Genomic DNA, 16951 nt, shown 5'->3' on the forward strand with positions numbered 1-16951 from the left:
ATGGGCGACTACGACCAACCCCTGCGCGCCGTTGCGGCGGATGTTCTTCTGGCGGTGGAATGCGGTGAATCTTTGTCCCAGTGCCTGCCACCGGCACTGCAACGGGTTGCTCTCAACGAACGCCCAGCGCTTCAAGCCCTGTGCTACGGCACCTGCCGCTGGTTTCACCGCCTCGACAGTGAGCTGAATAGCCGGCTTAAAAAGCCCATTAAAAGCCAGGACCGTATTATTCACCACCTGATGCTGGTCGCCCTTTTCCAGCTCCGCTTCAGCCAGCAAGCTTCCTACGCGGTTCTGAACGAATCGGTGGAAGCCTGCCGCGCCCTCGACAAGCCCCATCTCACTGGCCTGGTGAACGGTATTTTGCGATCCGCCGAACGCGAAGGGGCCCCGGAACCACAAGATGACGCCAGCCGTTTCAGCCATCCCGTCTGGATGGTCGAAAAGCTGCGCCATAACTGGCCCGATAGCTGGCAGGCGATTCTCGAAGCCAACAACGCCCAGGCACCCATGACACTCAGGGTTAACGCCCTGCGCTTCAGCCGGAATGAATATCTGGCCTTGCTGAACGAAGCAGGCATTGAGGCCAGTGCCACACGCTTTGCACCCCACGGCATCCAGCTTGGCCGGCCGGTGCAAGTGGATCAATTGCCCTGGTTTGCCGATGGCGCCGTGAGCGTACAGGACGAAGCTGCGCAGCTTTGCACCACCCTGCTGGATCTCGCACCGGGGCAACGGGTTCTTGATGCCTGTGCAGCCCCCGGTGGCAAAACCTGCGCCATCCTGGAAAGCCAGGCGGAACTTGCCGAAGTGGTCGCCATTGATGAATCCGCCGCGCGCTTGCCCAGGGTTCAGGAAAATCTGGACCGGCTGGATCTGCACGCCAGCCTGCTGGAGGCGGATGCCGCAGATATTGAACAATGGTGGGATGGCCAGGCTTTTGACCGCATTCTCCTCGACGTACCCTGCAGTGCCAGCGGCGTTATCCGCCGCCATCCGGACATCAAAATGCTGCGCCGTGAAACCGACATAGTGCCCTTGGCGAGCATACAGCTTGGGCTTCTGGAAGCCATGTGGACAGTACTGAAGCCGGGCGGGCGATTAGTCTATGCCACCTGTTCCGTGTTCCCTCAGGAAAATCACCGTATAATCCAGAGGTTTATTAAACAGCAGAGCAGTGCCGTTCTTATTGAGCCGCAGGCTCAGTGGGGGACCGATATGGGCGCAGGGCGACAGCTTCTCCCCGATCCAATCAGCCATGACGGCTTCTTCTATGCCGTGCTGGAGAAACCTGAATCATGAAGATCCTGATCCTCGGTGCCGGGCAAGTGGGTGGCACACTGGCAGAAAACCTGGCCAGTGAAGCCAACGATATAACCGTTATCGACACAGACGCCGTGCGGCTTCGGGAGCTGCAGGATCGCCTTGATATTCGTACCGTACAAGGCATGGCCTCTTACCCTTCGGTTCTGAGCCAGGCCAACGCAGAAGATGCCGACATGCTGATTGCTGTGACCAACAGCGACGAGACCAATATGGTTGCCTGTCAGATTGCCTCCATTCTGTACAGCACGCCCAAACTGATCAGCCGCGTCCGCGCCAGCGCCTACCTGTCGAACAAAAAGCTGTTCGGGAGGGAGACCGGTTTCCCCATCGATGTGATGATCAGCCCGGAGCATCTTGTTACCCGGCACATTACGCGCCTGGTTGAGTACCCCGGCGCTCTGCAGGTACTGGAATTCTCCAAAGGGCTGGTTCGACTGGTCGCCATCCGCGCCACTGAAGGCGGACCGCTGGTGGGTCGCGAGCTGTCTTACCTGCGCACTCACATGCCAAAAATCGAGACCCGGGTTGCCGCCATTTTCCGCAAGGACCGGGCGATTATGCCCAAAGGCGACACAGTGCTTGAAGATGGCGATGAGGTGTTTTTTATCGCCGGCGCCGATCACATACGCTCAGTGATGAGTGAGCTGCAACCGCTGGTAAAGAACTACAAACGGATCTTTATTTGCGGCGGTGGCAACATCGGCCAGCGCCTGGCCTATACCCTGGAAGATCGCTATCAGGTAAAGCTGCTTGAGCGAGATCATGATCGCTGTGTACTGCTTTCCGAAGGCTTGCGCAAGACAGTGGTTCTTGAAGGTAATGCGGCAGACAAGGACATACTGCTGGAAGAGAACATCGAAAATACCGATGTGTTCATTGCGGTGACCAACGATGATGAGGCCAACATTATGGCTTCCTTGCTGGCCAAGCGCCTGGGCGCCCGCAAAGTGTTCACCCTGATCAACAACCCCGACTATGTGGATCTGATCCAGGGTGGGGAGATTGATGTAGCAATCTCGCCTCAGCAAACCACCATTGGCAGCTTGCTTACCCATGTACGCCGTGGCGATGTTGTAAACGTTCACTCGCTACGCAGAGGCGCTGCAGAAGCCATCGAAGCAATTGCCCACGGAGATCATAGATCCTCCAAGGTGGTTGGCAGACGCCTGGATGAAATCAATCTGCCTCAAGGTGCGACCATTGGTGCGATTGTGCGCCACAACGAAGTACTCATCGCCCACGACCACTTGCGAGTACAACCGGACGACCATGTAATCCTGTTCCTGGTGGATAAATCCCGGGTACGGGAAGTTGAGAAGCTCTTTGCCGTAGGGCTGACCTTCTTCTAGTTCAAAATCAACAGCATGAAGACAACTTAGAAATACCGCTTTGGCGCGCGTATAATGCGCCTTTTTCCGAATGGTCCTCTTGTGAGCGGGCCACACACAGACCGAATCAGCAGGCATACGTTGTGACAGAGCAGGCGAAAAACAAGGCAACGATCAGCACCACTCCAGACATCAAGACGTTTCAGGGCTTGATTCTGGCGCTGCAGAACTTCTGGGCGCAGCATGGCTGCGTAGTACTTCAGCCCCTGGATATGGAAGTGGGCGCAGGAACCTTTCACCCGGCTACCTTCTTGCGGGCCATTGGGCCAGAAACCTGGAATGCGGCGTATGTGCAGCCAAGTCGCCGCCCCACAGACGGCCGCTATGGCGAGAACCCCAACCGTCTGCAGCACTACTACCAGTTTCAGGTAGTGCTCAAGCCTTCTCCTGACAACATTCAGGAACTGTACCTTGATTCGCTGCGCGCTCTGGGGCTCGATCCGCTGGTTCACGACATCCGTTTTGTAGAGGACAACTGGGAATCGCCTACGCTGGGCGCCTGGGGTCTGGGCTGGGAAATCTGGCTGAATGGTATGGAAGTCACCCAGTTTACCTATTTCCAGCAGGTGGGTGGCCTGGAATGCTATCCGGTTACCGGCGAGCTCACTTACGGTCTTGAGCGCATTGCCATGTATCTGCAGGGCGTAGACAGTGTTTATGACCTGGTGTGGACCGAAGGCCCGGACGGTGTGGTCACATACGGCGACGTGTTCCACCAGCAGGAAGTGGAAATGTCCACTTACAACTTTGAACACGCAGACGTCGAGTTTCTGTTCCAGAGCTTTGATGTTCACGAGCGCGAAAGTGCACGGCTGATTGAAGCTGGTCTGGCGCTGCCTGCCTACGAGCAGGTTTTGAAAGCATCTCATACATTCAACCTGCTGGATGCCCGCCACGCTATCTCAGTCACCGAGCGTCAGCGCTTCATCCTGCGCGTGCGCACTCTGGCCCGCGCCGTGGCCCAGGCGTACTTCGACAGCCGCCGCAAGCTCGGCTTTCCGCTAGCCCCGGAAGCCTTACGCCAGGAAGTATTGGCTATCGCCGATGCAGCCGATAACAAGGCCAACGGCAAGAAGGGTAAAAAAGCGAAGCAGGCACCACAGGCAGAGGGAAAGGCATAATCATGGCAAAGCAGGATTTTCTGGTCGAACTGGGCGTTGAAGAACTGCCCTCGAAATCACTCAAGCCACTGTCTGATGCATTCACTCAGGGTATTATCCAGGGCCTGGAGGCTGCCGGCATCGAATTCGGTAAGGTAGAAGCCTTTGCCACGCCCCGCCGCATGGCCGTGCGCATTCGCGATCTTTCTGATGCACAGCCCGACAAGCCGGTTGAAAAGCGCGGCCCGGCGGTAACAGCTGCGTTCGATGATTCCGGTAACCCCACTCGCGCACTCACCGGCTTTGCCACATCTCTGGGCGTAACTCCGGATCAGCTCGACACTCTGGAAACCGATAAAGGTGCCTGGCTGGTCTATCGCGCCGTAGAGAAGGGCAGGCCAACCGTCGATCTTATGTCCGGGCTGGTTGAGCAATCGCTGGCGTCCCTGCCTATTCCCAAGCGCATGCGCTGGGGTGCTCACCGCACAGAGTTTGTGCGTCCTGTTCATTGGCTGGTGATGCTGTACGGCAACAAGGTTATTGACACGCCTATCATGGAACTGACGCCCGGCAACAAAACCCTGGGCCACCGCTTCCATTGTCCGAAAGCGCTGATTATTCCAACGCCGGCAGACTACGAAATTGTCCTTGAGCAGGAAGGCTACGTGATTGCTGATTTCGCCAAACGCCGGGAAATGATCCGTGCTGGCGTCAGCGCCCTTGCCGAAGCTGAGGCGGGTGGCAAAGTGGTGATCAATGAAGATCTTCTGGATGAAGTTACCGGCCTGAACGAATGGCCTGTGCCGCTTATGGGCCGGTTTGACCAGCGCTTCCTGGAAGTTCCTGCGGAAGCCCTGATTTCCTCCATGGAAGAGCACCAGAAATACTTCCACGTAGTCGACAACAATGGCGACATGCTGCCCCTGTTTATTACCGTCGCCAACATTGAGAGCAAAGATCCCTCTCAGGTTGTCTCCGGTAACGAAAAAGTGATTCGTCCGCGCCTCGCCGACGCCGCCTTCTTCTACGAAAACGACCGGAAAATCCGCCTGGAAGATCGTGTAGAGCGGCTCAAACCGATTGTTTTCCAGGACAAGCTTGGCAGCATTTATGACAAATCCGTTCGGGTAGCTGCTCTGGCGAGTAAGATCGCTGCAGCGATTGGCAGTGACCCGGCTCTGGCCGAGCGCGCCGCCATGCTGGCGAAGACCGACCTGGTAACCGAGATGGTACTGGAGTTCAGCGATCTTCAGGGCATCATGGGTCAGTACTACGCAGCCGACGACGGCGAGCCGGCCGATGTGGCAAAAGCGATGAACGAGCAGTACATGCCGCGCTTTGCCAAAGACAGCCTGCCCACCACGCTCACCAGTTGCGCCCTTGCCATTGCTGATCGCCTGGATTCATTGGTAGGCCTGTTCGGCATTGGCCAGCCACCTTCCGGTACCCGTGATCCATTCGCCCTGCGTCGCGCCTCTTTGGGCGTACTGCGCATCATCATTGAGCGGGAACTACCGCTGGATCTGCAAACCTGCTGTGAATGGGCAGAAGAGAACTTCACCGGGTTGACCGAAGAAAATACCGCCGCCAACGTTGTTGATTACATGCTGGAACGGTTCCGGGCCTATTACGATGAGCGCGGCATTGGCGCAGAGGTATTCCTCGCCGTGCACGCACGTCGTCCCACGCGCCCGCTGGATTTCGACCGCCGGGTAAAAGCTGTGGAGGCCTTCCGTCAGCTGCCAGAAGCTCTGGCACTTGCCGGGGCGAACAAGCGGGTTTCCAACATTCTGTCCAAGCAGGGTGGTGAAAGCGTTGGTGAGACCGTCAACAACAGCCTGTTGCAAGACGCCGCCGAAAAAACCCTGGCAGACCAGCTGAATCATCAAGCCGAAAAGGTGCTCCCGCTATTTGAGAAAGGCGACTACGCCGGTGCGTTGCAATCCCTTGCAAGCCTGCATGATCCGGTAGACAACTTCTTCAACGAAGTGATGGTAATGGCTGATGACGAGGCCGTACGGGACAACCGCCTTGCGCTGCTTAACCGCCTGCACAACCTGTTCTTGCGGGTGGCTGATATCTCACTGCTCCCTGCTGCTGGCTAACCCATGCTGATCATCCTCGACCGGGACGGGGTCATCAACGAATACGATGGCAGCTACATTTGCACAGTAGATGACTGGCACCCGATTCCCGGCAGTATTGAAGCGATGGCACGGCTATACAAAGCCGGCCATCGCATCGCCATTGCCACCAATCAATCCGGCATAGCCCGGGGCTTTTACGGCACCGATATTCTGGATGGCATGCACGAAAAAATGACACGGTTACTGGCAGCCGAGGGCGGCCAAGTCGAGTTCATCGCCTACTGCCCGCATCATCCCGATGATGGCTGTAGTTGTCGAAAACCCCTTACCGGGTTACTGGAGCAGATCCAGAATTACCTGCAACTGGACACCCTCGAAGGCGCCATTATGGTAGGAGACAGCCGCAAGGATCTGGAAGCAGGCGCTGCCGAAAACTGCCAGCCTGTACTGGTTCGAACCGGCAATGGAAAAGACACAAAACGCAGTCTGAAAGCCCGCGCAATTCCCGGCGCAAGCGTTGCGATATACGATAATCTCAGTGCATTTGCGGATGCCCTGTTGTCTGGCTCAGGGCTAGAATTAGTCAATTGAATCCGTATAATACCGGCGGTTGATCGGCGTGTGGCGCAGCTTGGTAGCGCACTTCGTTCGGGACGAAGGGGTCGCAGGTTCGAATCCTGCCACGCCGACCATTTTCCCGCTTTACCCCAGCTATACTCCGCCCTGTTTTTCGTTTGAACCCTGTCCGCATGAATCCGCCGGATACAGGCCTCTAAACCGACAAATGCCGCCTGAACAGCGCCAACGCAGCACTGAAAAACACCACACCTATACCCGCCAGCGCCAGCATTTGTGGCCATATCACCTCCAGCCCCGCGCCACGGTACAGGATGGCTTGCGCCATGCTGACGAAGTGGGTGGTGGGCGCGGCCAGCATGATGTTCTGCACCAGGTCCGGCATGCTTTCCCTTGGTGTTATACCGCCTGAGAGCAACTGCAAGGGGATGATGGTGAGTATCAGCAACAGGCCAAACTGGGGCATGGTCCGCGCCACAGTGCCAATCAGAATGCCGATAGCGGTGGTGGAGAAGAGGTGGATTAGCGCCCCGAAAAAAAACAGCAGCAACGAGCCCTGTATCGGCACCGCAAGCACATTCTGAATAATCACCGTCACCGAAAAAATGGCGGCCAGCATCACAATAAGGCCGTTGGCCCACACCTTTGCCGCCATAATTTCAAAGGGCCGGATTGGCATCACCATCAGGTGTTCCACCGTGCCGTGTTCGCGCTCCCGAATCAGCGCCGCTCCCGACAGAATAATACTGATCATGGTGATCATGGTGATCAGTTCCATCACCCCACCAAACCAGGTGCCCTCCAGGTTAGGGTTGAAGCTCGAATGGATCACCAGGTTGATCGGCAGGACGGCGCTGTCGCTATCGCTGCGCAGGAATTCCGCCACCTCCATGGTGACCATTTGCTCAATGTAACGGGAACCGATGAAGGCCTGGGTCATGCGCGTGGCATCAATATTCAACTGAAGGCTGGTTACACGCCCGGTGCGCATATCGCGCTCAAAGCCCTCTGGAATCACCAGTGCGAAGGTGTGGCTGCCGCTGTCCAGCACGGTATCTATCTGGCCAAAGCTGATGTGATCGGGCTCAAGAAACCAGGGCTGCTGCAAGGAATCGATAATGTGGCCAGACAACGCGGTCTGGTCTTCATCCACAACTGCAACAGGCGTGTTGTTCAGCTCCATGGAACCAGCAGAGCCAGCGGTATAGACCATCAGGGTAAATGCCAGTACGACAAACACCAGCAGCACCTTATCGCTCCAGATGCTGCGCAGTTCTTTCATTCCCAGATTCCAGATATTGACGATTGATTCCATCATCAACGCCCCTGTTTACGAAGTAGGAACACAGACATCAGCGTAAGCACCGGAATAAACGCCGCCAGGATCAGGAAAGAATGCTGCAGATCAGCAAACGTAAGCCCCTTGGTAAACACACCACGGCTGATCTGCAAAAACCAGGTGGCGGGCCAGAACTGGCCGATAACCGCACCGGCACCCTCCAGTGATGACACCGGCTCTGTCATGCCGGAGAACTGAATGGTGGGCAGTATGGTAACGATGGCGGTGGCTGCCAGCGCGGCAACCTGGGTAGAGGCAAAGGCCGAGATAACCTGGCCCAGACCGGTGGTGGCCGTTACGAACAGCAGAGCGCCCAGGGTCAGGGTCAGCACGCCGCCTTTCACGGGCACATCAAACAGGAAGATCGCCAGCAACACCAGGCTGACATAGCTCAACATGCTGAACCCGATATAAGGCAGCTGTTTACCCAGCAGGAACTCCAGCCGGTTCACCGGTGTTACATACAAATTGGTGATCGAGCCCAGCTCCTTCTCCCGCACAATACCCAGGGCCATCAGGATGGCCGGTATGAACACCAGCAAAATCGGAATCACCGCCGGCACCATGGCGTCGAGGCTCCGGAAGTCCTGGTTATAGCGGTAACGGGATTCGATGGTTACCAGGCTCAGCGCTGGCACGGCGCCATAGGTGCGAAGCGCCAGATCTTTCAGATAGCTGAAGTGCAGCCCCTGGATGTATCCCTGAATGGTTTCGCCACGAAACGGCATGGCGCCATCTACCCACACGGCGATATCAGCGGGCCGGCCGCGCTTGAGATCCTTGCCGAAGCCCGGCGGTATGGCCAGCGCCAAACTGAGCTCGCCGGACTGCATTCGCCGTTCCAACTCTTCCACATTGGATAACGCGGGTTGCTCAATGAAATACCGGGAGCCGGACACAGCGGTTATGTAATCGCGGCTTTGGGGGCTCTGGTCCTGATCCAGAACCGCAAAAGGCAGATCTTCCACATCCAGCGTAATGCCGTAGCCCAGAATCATCATCAACAAGGCTGAACCGATGAACGCAAACGACATACGAATAGGGTCGCGCAGCAACTCGCGGGTTTCGCGCCGGGCGTATGCCAGCAACCTTTGCCAGCTGAAACGCCGGTGACGAGGCTGAGAGGCGCTGTCGGAGCCCAGTACCTTACCGTCGCCCTGACTTGTGGACGGATCGATGGCTGCCTCAAGCGTTTGCATAAAGGCGCCTTCCAGATTCTCTGCCCCGGCCTGCTCAATCAGTGCCGCAGGGGTATCGCAGGCCAGCACTTCGCCGGCGTGCATCAGAGAAATCCGGTCGCAACGCTCACCTTCATTCATGAAGTGTGTGGAAATAAAAATGGTGACACCGTCTTCGCGGGATAACCGCAGCAGCAGGCGCCAGAAATTGTTGCGGGCAGCTGGATCCACCCCGGAAGTAGGCTCATCGAGAATTAACAGCTCCGGCGAGTGCACCACCGCCACCGCCAATGACAACCGCTGGCGAACCCCCAGCGGCAGATCGCCGGCAAGCTCGTCCATCACATCGGCCAAATCAAACTCTTCAACCAGCTCATCTATCCTGGGCTGTATACGCTCCGGCGCTATATGGAACAACTTGGCGTGCAGCACCAGATTCTGACGCACCGTCAACTCACTGTAGAGAGAGAACGACTGGGACATGTAACCCACGCGCTGGCGAGTGCTCAGATCACGGGAGTCCAGAGGCGCACCAAACAGCGAGACCTCGCCCTCGGTTGGGGTTAGCAGGCCCGTCAGCATTTTCATGGTGGTGGTTTTGCCACAGCCGTTGGAACCCAGAAAACCGAATATTTCGCCCTTGGGAATGGTGAAGCTGACGTCTTTCACTGCGGTAAAGTCACCAAAGCGCAGGGTGAGGTTGTGGGCCTCTATGGCTGGGATGTCATCGGCTGAAACTACGGCCGGCGCTGCGGTTTTCGGGTTTGTGCCGGCGGTTTCCTGGCGGTCGTCCGGCAGCAAGGCAATAAAGGCCTCGTCGAGCGTGTCTGTGCCGGTTTTCTGCTTCAGTTCCTGGGGGGAACCGGTATCCAGTATCTCGGCCCCGTCCATGGCAACCAGCCAGTCGAAGCGCTCGGCCTCTTCCATATAGGCGGTGGCCACCAGCACGCTCATGATGGGTTGCTGGGCGCGGATAGAGTCGATCAGATCCCAGAATTGTTTACGGGCAAGCGGATCTACGCCGGTGGTGGGCTCATCCAGAATCAACAATTCCGGATTGTGGATCAGTGCGCAGCACAAGCCCAGCTTCTGTTTCATACCACCGGAAAGCTTGCCGGCGGGCCGGTCGCGGAACTCCAGCAGGCCGGTAGCCGAAAGCAGTCGGTCAATTTGGTTGGCGCGGTTTTTTCCTCGCAAACCGAACAAGTCGGCAAAAAAGCCGATATTCTCATCGATGGTCAGGGTGTGATAGAGGTTTCCGCCAAGGCCCTGAGGCATATAGGCAATGCGCGGTGCAGCTTCGCTACGAAAGCGCGAATCGGCCATATCGCCACCCAGAACCTGCAAGCGCCCTTGCTGTAACTGGCGAGCGCCGGCGACCAGGCCCATCAATGTCGACTTGCCCACGCCATCGGGACCAATCAGGCCCACCATGCAGCCAGCGGGAAGCTCCAGACTAACGTTTTGCAGGGCGGTGCGACTGCCGTAGTAGTGGCTTATCGATTCCAGCCGGGCAACCGGCTTTGTATCCAAGGCGCCGGCATTACGCTCATTAACCATTGGGCAGGTTCACTTGCAGATGCTCCGGCCAGGGCTGGCTTTCATCCACACGTACATAGGCATCCCCCGGCACACCGGTTTTAACCCGGTCGCGGTAGGCTTCAAGCAGCTCTGCATTAATCCGTATGCGCACCCGGAACATAAGCTTCTCGCGCTCGCTGCGGGTTTCAACTGCCTTGGGCGTGAACTGGGCTTCGGCCGCCACAAAACTCACCTCAGCCGGCACCACGTAATCGGGCAAAGCATCCAGAACGATACGAGCTTCGGAACCAACCCGAACCTTGCCGGCCTGGGCGGTGGGCAGGAAAATGGTGAGGTACACATCCGTGACGTCGATCACCGTTGCCACTTTGCCTCCGGCCGCCAAAACCTCACCGGGTTCGGCCAGACGGTAGAGCACACGCCCGCCAATCGGGCTGATAAGGTGGCTGTCGTCAATGGTGGTTTGAACTTTACGAATACTGGCTCTCGCTGCTTCAATACCGGCAAGGGCAGAGGCTACCTGAACTCTTGATGCCTGTAGCGCAGCTTCACCGGTTTCAGCGGTGGTGCGGGCACGATCCAGCTGCTCGCGGGAGACATGGCCTTTGTCCACCAGTGCTTCCATCCGACTCAAGTCTGCACGCGCCAGGCGGAGTTCGCTTTCACGTTGAACGACCATTGCCTGGGCCAGGTTTTGGGCTTCTATTGCCTGATTCAGATTGGCCTGAGCCGCTGCCATGGTTGCCTGCAATTCGTCGGTGTCCATTTCGGCCACCGCGCTGCCGGCATCAATCAGGTCGCCCTCAGCCACAAAAAAGCTCTGCAAGCGGCCTGGAATACGGGTAGCAATGTCTACCTGAGTAGCTTCTATGCGGCCATTTCCGGAGGCAATGTGTTCTGGAAGCCGGCCGTTATCCGGCAAGAATTGCCAGGCGACTAAGGCAATCGCAGCAATCACAGCGAGAGTAATGAGAAGCTTCTGGCGAACTTTGGACTTTGAACCGGTCATTGTTCTTCCCTGGTGCAGGCGTCAATTATTACAGTTAAAGTTAGGCTGCTAACATCATAGCGAAAAATTCTTACGCCATAATGACGCGCATCAAAAAGCATAGGCTATGGTTACAACAAATGCTCAATCGGCAAAAACGAGAACACCGAAACCAGCATCCGTTTGAATAGCCCAGTCCCGGGATCGCGGCTGTGCCGGATCTCTTCCCCGCCATTACGTTCTATCCACTGCAAATCACCCGACTCATCCAGCACTACTTCATAAGCGGTAACCCGGGCTTGTTCTTCAAATTGGCTTTCCATCATCTGGGTCAGTTCCGGGCTTTCAATCACAAAGCCCAGCTCGGTGTTGATGTGAACCGACCTGGGGTCAAAATTGAACGAACCTACAAACAATCGCTTGCCATCTACCGCAAAGGTTTTGGCGTGCAGGCTGGAAGAGGAGCTGCCCATCAGGTTATCTTGTAGCTTGCGCTCTACTGGCTCTTCTCCGGGCACTTTGCGTAACTCGAAGAGTTGTACGCCAGCTTCCAGCAGCGGTTTGCGGTACTTGGCATAGCCGGCATGCACCATGGCGACGTCGTTGGCTTCCAGGGAATTGGTGAGCACGCGCACATGAATGCCTTGTTGCTCCAGACTGCGAAATATCTCTACTCCAGCCTTGGTAGGTATGAAGTAAGGCGAAACCAGTGTTATCGAGTGCACGGGGTTACCCATGGCTTCGGCCAACTGCCGGCTCATAGACCCATTCTTTGGCTTTTTCCCCAGCACCTTGGCAGGATCATCGCTGACCATGGATACCGGTGCCCAGGTGTACTCCAGGTTGCCCGCCAACAGGTTTCTCAGAAACTCTGACTCAGCCACCGCACACACATACCTGTTTGCCTCGGAACTGTTGCTGCATTCTCTGGCTGTTTCAACAAACCCCGCCAAATCCGTATCTGTTGGCACAGGCAGAATAGACGCGGCAGGGTAGGCAGAGGCACTTGACCAATACCGGTCAAAGTCATCAGAAAGCTCACTCACCACAGGTCCAATCGCCAATACATCAAGATCCGCAAACAATGCCCCCGTGCCAGCTCCGAAATATTCATCAGCAACATTGCGCCCGCCGATGATGGTGGCCTGATTATCGGCGGTAAATGATTTGTTGTGCATGCGGTGATTCAGGCGCGAAAAGCTGGTCAGAAAGCCTATCCATTTGGGACTGCGCACCACGAACGGATTAAACAGGCGCACTTCTATATTCGGATGGGTATCCAATGCGGCAAGCGTTTCATCAAGGCCAGAGATGCCATTGTCATCAAGCAAAAGACGCACGCGCACACCTCGCTCTGCGGCCCGGTAGAGCACGTCGAGCAACATGGTTCCGGTGATGTCGTATTGCCAGATGTAATACTGAACATCCAGGGTCGCTTCAGCGCCTTCCGCCAATAGCACTCGTGCAGCAAACGCGTCGTGGGCATTCTCGAGCATTACCACACCACTTTTGCCCGGGTGCGCCAGGGCCAGAGGAGCGATTGCGCGCCCCAGCCGGGTATCGGCAGTTTGATCACTGGGTACCGACCAACTTTCTGTACGATCCACCAAGGGTGGCAGGGCGCATCCGCTTATGGTCAGCAATATGGCAAGAAGGGACAAAAAGCCCGGATAATGCCGCCTGGGCCGGTTCAACAATGGATGCACTCCTTCTGAATTAGAGAGTTAAGTGTAGCAGCTCTCCTGCCACTATTTTGATCTCGATCAAACCTGTGATTATAAGCTTATTCCAACTCTTGAGACTTCCGCCCTGTCAGGGGTATGGTAAATGCTGCCCCTACTGTATTGCGACTTCAGGAGAAAACGCGATGAGGCTGTTATTAAGTGTACTTCTCATAACCTTCGGGCTGAGCTTTCATGCGTCAGCGGATGAAGCCCTCTCTCTTACTCCACAGGAAACCTACGACCTGGTTCAGACACAGGGCGACCAGATGCTGTTCATTGATGTGCGGGATCCGGTTGAAATCATGTTTATCGGCTTCACCGATGTGGCAGACAAAAACATTCCCTTCATGCTGGCCGATCGAAGCAAGTTTCTTGCTGACAAAGGCCGGTTTGCCATGCATCCCAACCCGGACTTTACCGCCAGTGTTGAGCAGGCACTGAAGGATAAGGGGCTCAGCAAGGATGCCCTGATTGTCACCATGTGCCGATCCGGTTCAACCCGTGGCAAGCCCAGTGCCGATTTTCTGCTTGAGCGCGGTTTCACCAACGTGAAGTACATCGACCATGGTTTTCAGGGCAGCAGCTCAAAAGAAGGCAAAAAAGCCGGCATGAGAATTGTGAACGGTTGGCAGAACGATGGCTTGCCATGGTCCATGACGCTTAATCCGGAAAAGATATACCAGCCCTGACACTAGCTATACTCACAGGGCACGGGCGATTCCTTAGACTGATAACAACATGGAGGACGTCATGGCCAAGTTGATCATGGCTTACCCAGGTAAATACCTTGTGGTAAGCGCGTTGGCCGCCCTGCTGATGTTTGCAGGCACCCCCGGTTGGGCTGCGATTGAGCGCAGCCCTGCCACCGCCGATCACACCAAATTCAAATCCCTCAAAGGCCCGTTTGAAAACGCCAGCGAGGTAACTGAAGCCTGCCTGGAGTGCCACACCGAAGCGGCAGGGCAAATCAAGGAAACCACCCACTGGACCTGGCTTTATCAACATAAGGAAACCGGGCAAACCCTGGGTAAAAACAAGGTTATCAACAGCTTTTGCGGTATGGCTGTTACCAACGAGCCCCGGTGCACCTCCTGCCACGTAGGCTACGGCTGGAAGGATATGAATGAGCCGCCACCAGAGGCGGATTCTGCCGTGGACTGCCTGGTGTGCCACGACACCACCGGCGACTACTGGAAGTTCCCGACTCTCGCCGGCGACCCAACCTATATACCCAGAGAGTGGCCCAAAGGCAGCGGCAAGATGGTTCAGCCGCCAGACCTGCCCAACATCGCCCAGAACGTGGGCGCATCGGGCCGGGCTAACTGCGGTAGCTGCCACTTTTACGGTGGTGGAGGCGACGGTGTAAAACACGGCGACCTCGACTCCTCGCTAGTGTCACCTGACCGCTCTCTCGACGTACACATGTCACCAGATGGCGCCAACTTCAGTTGTTCCGACTGTCACTCAACCTGGGGCCACAGTGTTTCCGGAAGTCGCTATCAGGTAAACGCCAAAGATACCCTGGGTATTGATATCCCCGGCCACACCGATCTCAGCCGGGCGAGCTGCGAATCCTGCCATGGTCCGGCCCCCCATGAGAAAGAAAAACTGAACGATCACGTAAACAAAGTGGCATGCCAGACCTGCCACGTACCCGCTTTTGCCCGGGGTGGTGTGCCAACCAAAATGTGGTGGGACTGGTCCACTGCCGGCAAGCTCGATGAAAACAGCAAACCCATTACCACCTACGATGAAGATGGCCATGTGAGCTATCTGAGCGAGAAGGGCGACTTCCGCCACGGCGAAAATGTAATGCCTTACTACGCCTGGTTTGATGGCACCGTTGAATACACCATGGTAGATGAACAATTCGATATTGATAACCCGCCGCTGGAGATCAATCGGCTTGATGGTGAGCCAAACGACCCCGGCTCGCGCATCTGGCCGTTCAAGCTGATGCAGGGCAAACAGCCTTTTGATACCGAGTATAAAACCTTGTTGGCAACCCACGTATTTGGCGCTGATGACGCTTCACTATGGAGCAACTACGACTGGCCCAAGGCCCTGGAGTTTGCCAGCGAAAAATCCGGGTTGCCCTTTAGCGGTCACTTCGACTTTATTGAAACCCGAATGTACTGGCCCATAACCCACATGGTACCAACTGCAGATAAGGCTCTGCGCTGCAGCTCCTGCCATACCGCAGAAAGCCGCCTGGCAGGCATTGGTGGCATCTATATGCCGGGGCATAGCAGCAGCCCCTGGCTCGATAGAGTCGGCTGGCTAGTAGTGGCGTTGACCCTTGCCGGGGTTGTGATTCACGCCCTTGCCCGTGTGGTATTCAGCAGGAGGAAGCAATCATGAGCCGGGTAATGATTTTCAAGCGCTTTGAACGCTTCTGGCACTGGTTTCAGGCTTTGCTGATTTTCAGCCTGCTGCTTACAGGCTTCGAGATCCACGGCAGTTATTCGCTGTTGGGTTTCGGTGATGCCACGCGGTTGCACACCATCGCGGCCTGGTCACTGATTGTGCTTTGGTTGTTTGCCATCTTCTGGCACATTACCACCGGTGAGTGGCGCCAGTATGTGCCCACCCGCGATGGCCTGTTTGCGGTGATGCACTACTATCTGATTGGTACTTTTACCGGTGCCAAACACCCTTATCGCAAAACCAGTAAAGCCAAGCATAACCCGTTGCAACGGTTGGCCTACCTGTTCTTCAAATTGGTGATTTCACCCATCATCTGGGTCAGTGGTCTGTTGTATCTGTTTTACAACGATTGGCCTGCGGTAATTGCAGGCGCACTCAGCCTTGAAACTGTCGCACTGGTTCATACGGGTGCGGCCTTCGCCATGCTGGTGTTCATCATCGCCCACGTGTACATGACCACCATGGGGCATACCCTCACCAGCCACATCAAACCCATGGTGACTGGCTACGAGGATCTGGACGAGCCAGCAGAAAAGCACTGATACGCTGGCCGTTCACTAACCAGACAGCCACAAAAAAGCCGGCCCTTGAATTGAACAGAGCCGGCTTTTTTATGCCTTACCAAACTGTGGAAAGGTCTTAGAAAGTAAAGGTACGCATCGCCGGGTTCAGCATCTGGCCTGCCATTTCCGGTGGCATAGCCACACCCACTCCGTCAATCAGGTCGTTCTTGGTATAGTCACTGTTAGGCAGGTACAGCGCGCAAACGTTGGCAACACCGCCTTGCTTCAGCAGGCCACGCAGCATCTGGCCAGGAGTGAGATCTTTCGGCTTTAATGCCGGTGCTTCGTAGCTTTTAAGGGCCAGATCGCCCGCCTTGTCACACAGCAGCACGTTCACCTTGGCACCCTGCTGCGCCATGGTGTTGGAAAGCACCATCGCCATACCCTGGGTTTGCAGGGATTCGCTTGAAAGAATCACCAGTACTTCATCAACCATTTTCTCATCTCCTGCCTGAGTGCTGATGGGTGCCACCGCAAAAACGGCCGCTGCAACTAATACTTTGAGTGATTTGATCATGATGGAGTGCTCCTTTATGGGTTTTATCATCGGTATTCACCCAGACTAGACCCACCCTGCATTTTGTTCAGTGACAAAGTCACCTTCACTCGCACTATTACCCCCTACTGCTATTATCTTATATCAAGGTTTCACGCTCACCCGGTTCACCAAATGTCACAAAGTATCAAATCTCGATCTGTTAACATTTCATTCG

The 16951-nt window shown here is 56.0% G+C and carries 13 protein-coding genes and 1 tRNA gene; 9 read left to right on the forward strand and 5 right to left on the reverse strand.

Annotated elements, in window-relative coordinates; genetic code table 11:
- The 6 genes from rsmB (at position 1) to FFI61_RS12480 (ending at position 6593) form a co-directional block, all read left to right on the forward strand.
- On the forward strand, positions 1 to 1302 hold the full coding sequence (gene rsmB, locus FFI61_RS12455; protein ID WP_200370794.1) for a 16S rRNA (cytosine(967)-C(5))-methyltransferase RsmB: 1302 nt from the start codon (positions 1 to 3) through the stop codon (positions 1300 to 1302).
- On the forward strand, positions 1299 to 2675 hold the full coding sequence (gene trkA, locus FFI61_RS12460) for a Trk system potassium transporter TrkA (RefSeq protein ID WP_200370796.1): 1377 nt from the start codon (positions 1299 to 1301) through the stop codon (positions 2673 to 2675). Before rsmB ends, trkA begins: the two co-directional genes overlap by 4 nt.
- 152 nt (positions 2676 to 2827) lie before the next feature.
- Positions 2828 to 3835 (forward strand): glycine--tRNA ligase subunit alpha, encoded by a 1008-nt coding sequence (gene glyQ / locus FFI61_RS12465; protein ID WP_200201691.1) that lies wholly within the window; start codon positions 2828 to 2830, stop codon positions 3833 to 3835.
- A 2-nt stretch (positions 3836 to 3837) separates the two neighbouring features.
- The gene (gene glyS / locus FFI61_RS12470) at positions 3838 to 5919 is read left to right on the forward strand and encodes a glycine--tRNA ligase subunit beta (RefSeq protein WP_200370798.1); all 2082 of its coding nucleotides are present in this window, start codon (positions 3838 to 3840) and stop codon (positions 5917 to 5919) included.
- Positions 5920 to 5922: 3 nt separating this feature from the next.
- On the forward strand, positions 5923 to 6492 hold the full coding sequence (gene gmhB, locus FFI61_RS12475; protein WP_200370800.1) for a D-glycero-beta-D-manno-heptose 1,7-bisphosphate 7-phosphatase: 570 nt from the start codon (positions 5923 to 5925) through the stop codon (positions 6490 to 6492).
- 24 nt (positions 6493 to 6516) lie between these two features.
- Positions 6517 to 6593: transfer RNA gene (locus tag FFI61_RS12480), tRNA-Pro, on the forward strand.
- Positions 6594 to 6673: 80 nt separating this feature from the next.
- Here FFI61_RS12480 and FFI61_RS12485 read toward each other — a convergent pair.
- The 4 genes from FFI61_RS12485 to FFI61_RS12500 all read right to left on the reverse strand — a co-directional run bounded on the left by FFI61_RS12485 (position 6674) and on the right by FFI61_RS12500 (position 13221).
- Positions 6674 to 7792 (reverse strand): ABC transporter permease, encoded by a 1119-nt coding sequence (locus FFI61_RS12485; protein WP_200370934.1) that lies wholly within the window; start codon positions 7790 to 7792, stop codon positions 6674 to 6676.
- Between the two features lie 2 nt (positions 7793 to 7794).
- The gene (gene rbbA / locus FFI61_RS12490) at positions 7795 to 10554 is read right to left on the reverse strand and encodes a ribosome-associated ATPase/putative transporter RbbA (RefSeq protein WP_200370802.1); all 2760 of its coding nucleotides are present in this window, start codon (positions 10552 to 10554) and stop codon (positions 7795 to 7797) included.
- Complete coding sequence (locus FFI61_RS12495) at positions 10547 to 11545, reverse strand: HlyD family secretion protein (RefSeq protein ID WP_200370804.1); 999 nt, start codon at positions 11543 to 11545, stop codon at positions 10547 to 10549. Before FFI61_RS12495 ends, rbbA begins: the two co-directional genes overlap by 8 nt.
- Before the next feature lie 110 nt (positions 11546 to 11655).
- A complete protein-coding gene (locus FFI61_RS12500) occupies positions 11656 to 13221 on the reverse strand; it encodes a phospholipase D family protein (protein ID WP_413785034.1) in 1566 nt (521 codons plus the stop codon).
- A 170-nt stretch (positions 13222 to 13391) separates the two neighbouring features.
- Here FFI61_RS12500 and FFI61_RS12505 point away from each other — a divergent pair, with 170 nt between their 5' ends.
- The 3 genes from FFI61_RS12505 (at position 13392) to FFI61_RS12515 (ending at position 16217) form a co-directional block, all read left to right on the forward strand.
- Entirely contained in the window at positions 13392 to 13937 is a 546-nt protein-coding gene (locus FFI61_RS12505; RefSeq protein WP_200370806.1) for a rhodanese-like domain-containing protein, read from the forward strand.
- Between the two features lie 61 nt (positions 13938 to 13998).
- Positions 13999 to 15609 carry a tetrathionate reductase family octaheme c-type cytochrome gene (locus FFI61_RS12510; protein ID WP_227714875.1) on the forward strand — a complete coding sequence of 537 codons (1611 nt, stop codon included), beginning with the start codon at positions 13999 to 14001 and terminating at the stop codon, positions 15607 to 15609.
- Positions 15606 to 16217, forward strand: a complete 612-nt coding sequence (locus FFI61_RS12515; protein WP_200370810.1) for a cytochrome b/b6 domain-containing protein — start codon at positions 15606 to 15608, stop codon at positions 16215 to 16217. The genes FFI61_RS12510 and FFI61_RS12515 overlap by 4 nt, the downstream gene beginning before the upstream one ends.
- Positions 16218 to 16314: 97 nt before the next feature.
- Here FFI61_RS12515 and FFI61_RS12520 read toward each other — a convergent pair whose 3' ends face one another.
- Positions 16315 to 16755 (reverse strand): hypothetical protein, encoded by a 441-nt coding sequence (locus FFI61_RS12520; protein WP_200201590.1) that lies wholly within the window; start codon positions 16753 to 16755, stop codon positions 16315 to 16317.
- Positions 16756 to 16951: the final 196 nt, after the last annotated feature.

Source organism: Marinobacter sp. DY40_1A1 (assembly GCF_016597815.1).
GTDB classification, from domain to species: domain Bacteria; phylum Pseudomonadota; class Gammaproteobacteria; order Pseudomonadales; family Oleiphilaceae; genus Marinobacter; species Marinobacter xiaoshiensis.